6 protein-coding genes are annotated in these 6,992 nt (G+C 39.5%); 4 read left to right on the top strand and 2 right to left on the bottom strand.

The window, feature by feature from the left end:
• Positions 1-432: 432 nt before the first annotated feature.
• Complete coding sequence (locus AB4167_RS14615) at positions 433-753, bottom strand: helix-turn-helix domain-containing protein (RefSeq protein ID WP_048662950.1); 321 nt, start codon at positions 751-753, stop codon at positions 433-435.
• 114 nt (positions 754-867) lie between these two features.
• On the opposite strand from AB4167_RS14615, the gene AB4167_RS14610 reads away from it, so the two are divergent.
• From AB4167_RS14610 to AB4167_RS14595, 4 genes are all read left to right on the top strand, one after another.
• Positions 868-1,380 carry a hypothetical protein gene (locus tag AB4167_RS14610; RefSeq protein WP_372130717.1) on the top strand — a complete coding sequence of 171 codons (513 nt, stop codon included), beginning with the start codon at positions 868-870 and terminating at the stop codon, positions 1,378-1,380.
• Positions 1,374-2,753 (top strand): DEAD/DEAH box helicase, encoded by a 1,380-nt coding sequence (locus AB4167_RS14605; RefSeq protein WP_102420173.1) that lies wholly within the window; start codon positions 1,374-1,376, stop codon positions 2,751-2,753. The genes AB4167_RS14610 and AB4167_RS14605 overlap by 7 nt, the downstream gene beginning before the upstream one ends.
• A gap of 627 nt (positions 2,754-3,380) precedes the next feature.
• Positions 3,381-3,977, top strand: coding sequence for a tyrosine-type recombinase/integrase (locus AB4167_RS14600; protein ID WP_017242845.1), 597 nt, complete (start codon positions 3,381-3,383; stop codon positions 3,975-3,977).
• A 434-nt stretch (positions 3,978-4,411) separates the two neighbouring features.
• Positions 4,412-4,909, top strand: coding sequence for a hypothetical protein (locus AB4167_RS14595; protein WP_372136695.1), 498 nt, complete (start codon positions 4,412-4,414; stop codon positions 4,907-4,909).
• Between the two features lie 442 nt (positions 4,910-5,351).
• Here AB4167_RS14595 and AB4167_RS14590 read toward each other — a convergent pair whose 3' ends face one another.
• Entirely contained in the window at positions 5,352-6,803 is a 1,452-nt protein-coding gene (locus tag AB4167_RS14590) for a restriction endonuclease (protein ID WP_372136694.1), read from the bottom strand.
• Between the last annotated feature and the right edge of the window lie 189 nt (positions 6,804-6,992).

Here is a 6,992-nt window from a genome sequence, read left to right as displayed (position 1 = left end):
TCAAATTGGCAACAGAAGCGGCGATCACCAGTTATAGTTGAGGTAGGTTTAGTTGAAGAGCCTCTGAGTTCCAAAGCTAAAATGTACTAATTCAGCTGAAAGTTACTCATTTATTTTAATTTACTGCTTGTTGTTAGCTTTTCTCAAAGTAGTGTTCTTATTTTGGGAGCACAAAAGGACGGCTTGATCCGCCCCATCATAGTTGGATATTAAGTTAAGCCTCTTCATACCTACAGTTTTCCAAGGCTTCCTAATTTAGCACAAAACCAGACTCGTTTTTGTCCAGACTCTTGCTAGGGAGTGGGCGTACTCGGTGTGGGCGTACTCGGTAATTACGCTTTTGAACTCCGTCAACAAGAAGCAGTACAGTAAGATCCTAAATAGCACCTATTTAGTCAGGCCGCAGACCAAATCTAAGTCTGGATAGTGCAACTAGACTTCACGTTTACTTTTGGCTAGCAATGATGAAATTAATTCTTTCCTCTCACTCTCTGTCATTTGAGAAACAATACATGCTAGTTCTGCGGCGCTTGCATCTTCACAGAAAAAGTAACTTAAAGGCACACCTAGTTCATCTGCCAATAGCTTTAAGGTTTGTACGTCTGGGGTGTGTTTACCCTTCTCGTATTGATTCATTCTAGGGCTAGCAGAGCTTTCATCCATACCTATACGTACTCCCAATGCTTTTTGAGAGAGGTTTGCTTTTTTGCGGGCTTCTTTGAGCCGCACTGGAATTGGGTTTTCGAATGGCACTTAAGTTTCATGTCTCTGATCTCACGGTAACTAAGATTTTCTTAGTTTTACTGATTTCTGTATACTAAGCAATCCTTAGTATTTTAGTGGTATATACGGTACATGAAGCGTTTTTTGAAAATCAGTGATGAAATGCACAACCTATTGATTGAAAAAGAGATGGATGGTTTTTTAGTTGTTGAGCTAAGAGATGCATTTGTTTCGATTAATGACTCCTATGTTGATCCGGATGATGCTCGTCGTAAGGTTTATCGACAACTCCTTCGTTTGGTGAAGAATAATTGGCTTCGAGTTGAAGGGACGGGGCGGCAGAAACGATACTTTCAAACAGACTTATTTAAAGGTCTTCAAATCGATACTGTATCAGACAACACTAAGGTTACTTTTTCCACCTCGTCTGATTACTCGGTATTAAGGCACGAACGCAATCAGCACAAAGGTGAGCTAGAGATTGTTTTTGGGGAGATTAATGAGTATCAATCTCTCTGTAGCCGCTTTCCTGAACTCGAGCCGAGGTTGCTTCCACTTCTTGAGCAAGCAAGAGAGCATTCAGCGCAGTTATTAGGAAGAGTGAATGTACTCACAAGTGTTCTCAAAACACTTTGTGAGGACAACCAGTCGTGCTAAGACAATGGCAGACAGAATGCTCAGAGAAGGCATTACAGAAATACAGCTCAAACCAGCAGCACTTCTTCTGCCAAGCAACTCCAGGGGCAGGAAAAACAGTATTGGCTGCGACGGTCGCTTCAAAGTTGCTGCAAGAGGACAAGATCGATCTTGTATTGTGTTTCTCTCCCTCTTTAACGGTTTCAAGCGGAATAAAGAAAACCTTTTCACAGATTCTTAATTGTACCTTTAATGGTGGATTAGGTTCTATTGGACGATCTCTCACTTATCAGTCGATTCAATTTCTAAATGAGGAGTTTTGGCTGACGCTAAGAAATCATCGAGTTTTTGTGGTCTTTGATGAGATACACCATTGCTCTGGTACAGAGATTGAAAATGCGAATGTTTGGGGCCAACAAGTCCTTGCAAAGATTCAAGGACTCGCAACGTATACCCTTGCTCTTTCAGGGACTCCGTGGCGTTCAGACTCTTTGCCAATAGTATTGGGACAGTACAGCGATCCTGACGGGATACTTTTGGTTGATTATCAATACACGTTGAAACAAGCAATCGGCGATAAGGTTTGCAGAGCCCCTAAGATTGTTTTGGTTGATAATGAACATTTGACCGTGACGAACGATGAGAAGGTGGAGTCTTTTACTTCAATATTGGAAATGATTAAGCAGACCAAGGCCTCATATCAAAGCATCATTCATAATGAAGATGCAATGGAGTACTTACTTGGGTTGGGTTGCAAAAAGCTTGCAGAAATCCGTTCTCGATCCCCGACGGCTGGAGGGTTAATTGTTGCTGCATCAGTTCAGCACGCACAAACAATTAAAAAGGTACTTTCTGAAAAGTATGCTCAATCGGTCTCAATAGTGACCTATCGGCATGAAGAGCCTTTAGCAGAGATTGAACGTTATAGACGAAGCGATACTCAATGGATTGTTAGCGTTGGAATGATTAGTGAGGGGACCGATATTCCGCGCCTTCAAGTGTGTTGTCACATGAGTTCAGTCAAAACCGAATTGTACTTCAGACAGGTGCTCGGGCGAATTCTTCGTGTGAACGGCGTGACAAATCAACAAGCGTGGTTATTCACCTTTGCTGAACAAAGCTTGATTGACTATGCAGAAAGGATTGAACACGATATTCCTGAGTCGTGTATATATGCAAAATGGAAAAATTTTGCAGAAGCCGAGCCAGATACTAAGCGCAACCGTCTGAGCGAAAAGGGGGTGCTAGAAGAGCGTGGAGGACTTAGCTCTAAGCTGGTATGGAATGGCACAACAAAGAACACTGATAATATTGATATCGCACTTGGCGCGTTTGATGAGCTTCGGCTCGGAGCTTTTAGACAGCGGGTAATATCGGCATTTTTGGCTTCTTGAGTAGGCCTATTATTTACCAAGCCGCTTAACTCAATCAAAATTCAGCGTTTTTACTTTGGGTGGCGTAGCTTAGGGGCTCGTTAATACCACACGTTAGTTCTGAATTGCTCCTGGCCCGAAAGAGCTAGTAAATCCTGCTAGCTCAAAAATGTCCAAAGCCGTCATAACTTACCAGTCAAATATCATCCTTTTACTGAAGATAACATCTTTATTCTTAAGGAATGAATACAAAATCAGTTCTTCTAGACTACATAGATCGCGCAAATGCGAACGGTGATAACTGCTATAAACAATTGCTTGTATTGATGCGGGAATCGGTAGCACGGACCGATGCTGAAGAAATAGATTGGCACATGATAAACGATTCGCTGGAAGCTGATGTACTTTTACTAATTGTGTTAACTGACATGGATCTGACGATTCAGTATCATGAGTACGTACTAATGCATGCTGTTACTTTCGTCATGAAATTTGATAATCATATACTCCACTAGGAAAAATGTGCCAATTTATCATCTTTAACTTCCAGTAAACCGCCAATGTCCATCAACGTTTCAGATCTTACTGAACCCTACTAAATGTGACTGCCAAACTTCATGTTGACCAAAACACTGAGAGGAGGTCAACATGAGAAAGTTATCTTCTGGAAAATGCAGTGGCATCAAAAGGCCATTTAAACTTGAAGAGATCTGGCGGATCAGAACTAGGCTGGAGATTGAAAACGATCTGATGCAGCTTGCACTACTGAACCTAGCTATAGATAGCAAGTTAAGAGCGAGTGATTTGCTGAAGCTACACGTTTACGATGTTTCTTCGCAAGGAGTTATCTATGAAAGGGTTCAGTGCATCCAGCAAAAAACTGGCACCGATGTCCACTATGAGATTACTCCTAGAACACAGCAAAGTATTAGCCGATGGGTTTTTGCAGCATCTCTAGAGGCAAGCAGTTTTCTATTCCCGAGTAACCGACGCTCTGGGCAGCCTATCAGCTACTCATTCTATCGTTCAATTATCAGGAACTGGGCTGCAAAATTGGGATTGAATGCTGACTATTATGGCACTCATTCCATGCGCCGAACTAAAGCCACTTTAATCTATGCCAGAACGAAAAACATCAGGGCCGTACAGATCTTACTTGGACATTCGAAGCTAGATAACACAATTCGATACCTTGGCGTTGAGCTAGAAGACGCTCTGAGGTTGTCTGAGAAAACAGACTGTTGAAAAACAGGTTCTGCCACAGGCTTTTCTTCTGAAAGCCTGTGCCCCAAAATGAGCCAGATAGGGATTGAACTCAGTTTCAAACCCTGCAACTTGCCTTACTTTTCCTCATGTCTAGAGTTCTAACTTCGCCCCTTCCCTAAAAGAAATTTCTAACCCACTAGAGACTGATCTTCAATCACAGCTACACATGAATACGTTGTTTAAGTGTTTCTAAGCTACTGAATTGTCGATAACTAAATGGGAGTTCTTCAGTGATAACGCTCCTTGAATAGGAAGCCATATTTTTTCAGAGTTTGCACCTAAAAAATCGGATTGATAGTGGATTATATGCTTGTTTTTCAGTTCGTTAGGTAAGTGACTTGAGGTATGCTGATAGTATAAATTCGTGCCTGCACGATATTAAAATGTTATGTTTTTATATGGATGAGGTAACAATGATCAAGTACCTATATGGTAAAAAACAGTTCTTGGAGCCTATTGTAAAGGGGAACATTAGCCCTAGATTTAGTGATTTAAGTCATTACGCTAGATTAGAAAATGATCTAATGAGAGACGAGGAAACAAAAAAGGAGTTTTTCTGGAATAAAAATGTAGGGAAATACTTCATTAATGGACATCAAATTGCCAATGAATCCCTTGCATCAGATATAAACGTTAAAATTATGCCAAGGCACTGTTATTGTTTATGCTTGTCTTCAAAGAAGAACTGTCCGAAGTTGTTCCGCCGATTTAATGCTGACTATTGCATTGCTATTGATGTTGAACTGCTTATAGAGTCATTAGAAATCACCTTTGGTCAGGAATTAGGCAGGTTGTTATTTCATCACTCAGAAATAACCTATTATTCTAAATACGAGAATCTGATAGGACTAACTCCAGAGCAGCTTGTTTTTTATAAACCAGATGTGTTTTTAGTCGAGGCAGAGCAATAGAATTGCCATCTTCTATCCTTTAAATGAAAAAGGTTTTTATACTCCGAATGGAGAGATTATCCCTTTTAAATTGGAAGATGAAAGTATGCATTTGCAATGTAATTCGACGATCAATGAGACATATTGGTCCAGAATTATAGTTGGTTCATTTGAAACCAAAATATAACAAATAAGGATTAAGCGTTGCTCAGCCAACGTTAAATCCCGAGTATTGAACAAGCCCGAAGTCACTTTATTAAGTAAATCATTCGATGATGGTCGAGGGGCATTGCGCCTTGAACTGGTCTATTCACGCATGGCACCAAGTTAGTGACTTTCCAGACCTGTAGTCATTGATGAATTGCTAATTTAAAAACCACTGACAAATAAATGTCCAGAGGTGTGCTGACGGGGCATGTAACACCACTACAAGATGATATTAGGGTAACCATTAAAAGTTTTCTTAACGAATGTTATCCAGTGTTTTCCTAACTTTTGATAACATTTCCTTGTCTTTAAGCATATGGGAATCTTTAATTACAATAGTTTTCTCGGACTCAAGAATTGATACTATCTCATCTTCTATTCGGTCTATCGTGTCTTGAACTATGGAGAGGTCGCGTTGAATTTGAACTCGTATATCTTGTTCATTAGATAGCCCACGATGGATCTGAGGAAACATATAATTAATTTTAAAGCTGATTTCATGCTGGTTGCCTTTTATATTTGAATAGTCGCCATTCAGGAATTTGGTGCTGGAAATAATCATTTCATCAATAACGAGATTCATAATTTCCTTTTTAGACATGAATTGGTCAGGGTAATATTTTTTACGCAACTCTTCTGGCAGGGTGTTAGCTATTAATGTGAAGTTACAACGCTTTAATAGGTACGTTGGTATAATTGAAACCGTATATGGGTGTATTACATCATTTACGAGGAATACTTTAGTGATTTTCTCTTGTGTAGCGGTATTGATTTTCTCCCCTAAAAAGTCAAACAACTGTTTACTTACAGTTGTTTGTAGATTTGAGATTGCTTTAAAAATCTCTCCTAGAGCTTCGGGAGTAAGGCGCTTGAAGAAGCTGATATCATAGCCATAAAAGTCAAATGAGCCAAAATTAACTCTTTTTTCATCTTCCATGCCATCAATTCTTTTGTGAAGGTGCTTTATATCCATATCTAGTAGGTTTGCGAACCCGAAGTCAGTCATAGCATCTAGAACAACATTCTTATGAGCCTCGATGTCGATAACACTCTGTACCTCGAAGAAAGTCTTCATAATATTTTGCTTTAACTTTATTCTTTGGGTAAGGTCTACTCCATCACAAACTTGTACTGTGGTTTTTTTTAGTAACCGAGCGATCTCTTCATATGGCTCATTATCTACATAACCTTGAAATGACTCGTATTCTGAAACTACCTGTTTTACGAACTTGTCAACCTCTCCACTATCTATTTCCTTCGCTATGCCAGTTTTAAATTGTTTTGTAATGCTTAACGTTGGTTCATTTAATGAGCTTGAAACGTAGAACAAGTATTTTACGTTGTCACCAAAGAACAGCTTGTCGTCAATTGTTAAGTGCAATAAGAACTTAATTAATTCTCTTAGGAATGATGGTTTAGTAATCTTGCTAGAATATTTCTTACATTGAACAACTGCTACAACTTTTTCGTTTGAATAAATAACACAATCTCGACCTCTTTCGCCAACACCAGGCATAAGGATGATGTCGCTATATCCTTTATGCTCTCCATTATTGATCTCAGCTTTGAGTAGGTGGTATGTAAGGATCTCGAAATCTCTATCACTTAGCTGATTTAGGGGCAAATTGGTATTGCCCACACTCATTGCTGCCGGTTTATACCTTTGACTTAGTTCTTCACTAATTTCTTTGTCATCGATTTTTTTCATTACTTGAAGCCTTTCGTTTAAGTATCTGATTTATTGTAAATAAACTACCAAGGATGATACAAGAAGATAGTTTGTAGTGGGTGAGTGAATTTGGTCAATTGACTAGAGGCTTTGCAATACTTCAGATAATCCGCTAGAAGCTAAATTAAGAAATCGTGTAACTCATAATTGTCCGTGCGACCTGAGGTC

The organism is Vibrio sp. 10N.286.49.E11, from assembly GCF_041469505.1.
GTDB lineage: Bacteria > Pseudomonadota > Gammaproteobacteria > Enterobacterales > Vibrionaceae > Vibrio > Vibrio crassostreae_C.
This window is presented reverse-complemented; position numbering and strand designations above follow the sequence as displayed.

Coding starts and splice junctions, on each gene's coding strand:
- AB4167_RS14600 (WP_017242845.1), top strand. CDS start 3,381: ATGAGAAAGTTATCTTCTGGAAAATGCAGTGGCATCAAAAGGCCATTT.
- AB4167_RS14595 (WP_372136695.1), top strand. CDS start 4,412: ATGATCAAGTACCTATATGGTAAAAAACAGTTCTTGGAGCCTATTGTA.
- AB4167_RS14590 (WP_372136694.1), bottom strand. CDS start 6,803: ATGAAAAAAATCGATGACAAAGAAATTAGTGAAGAACTAAGTCAAAGG.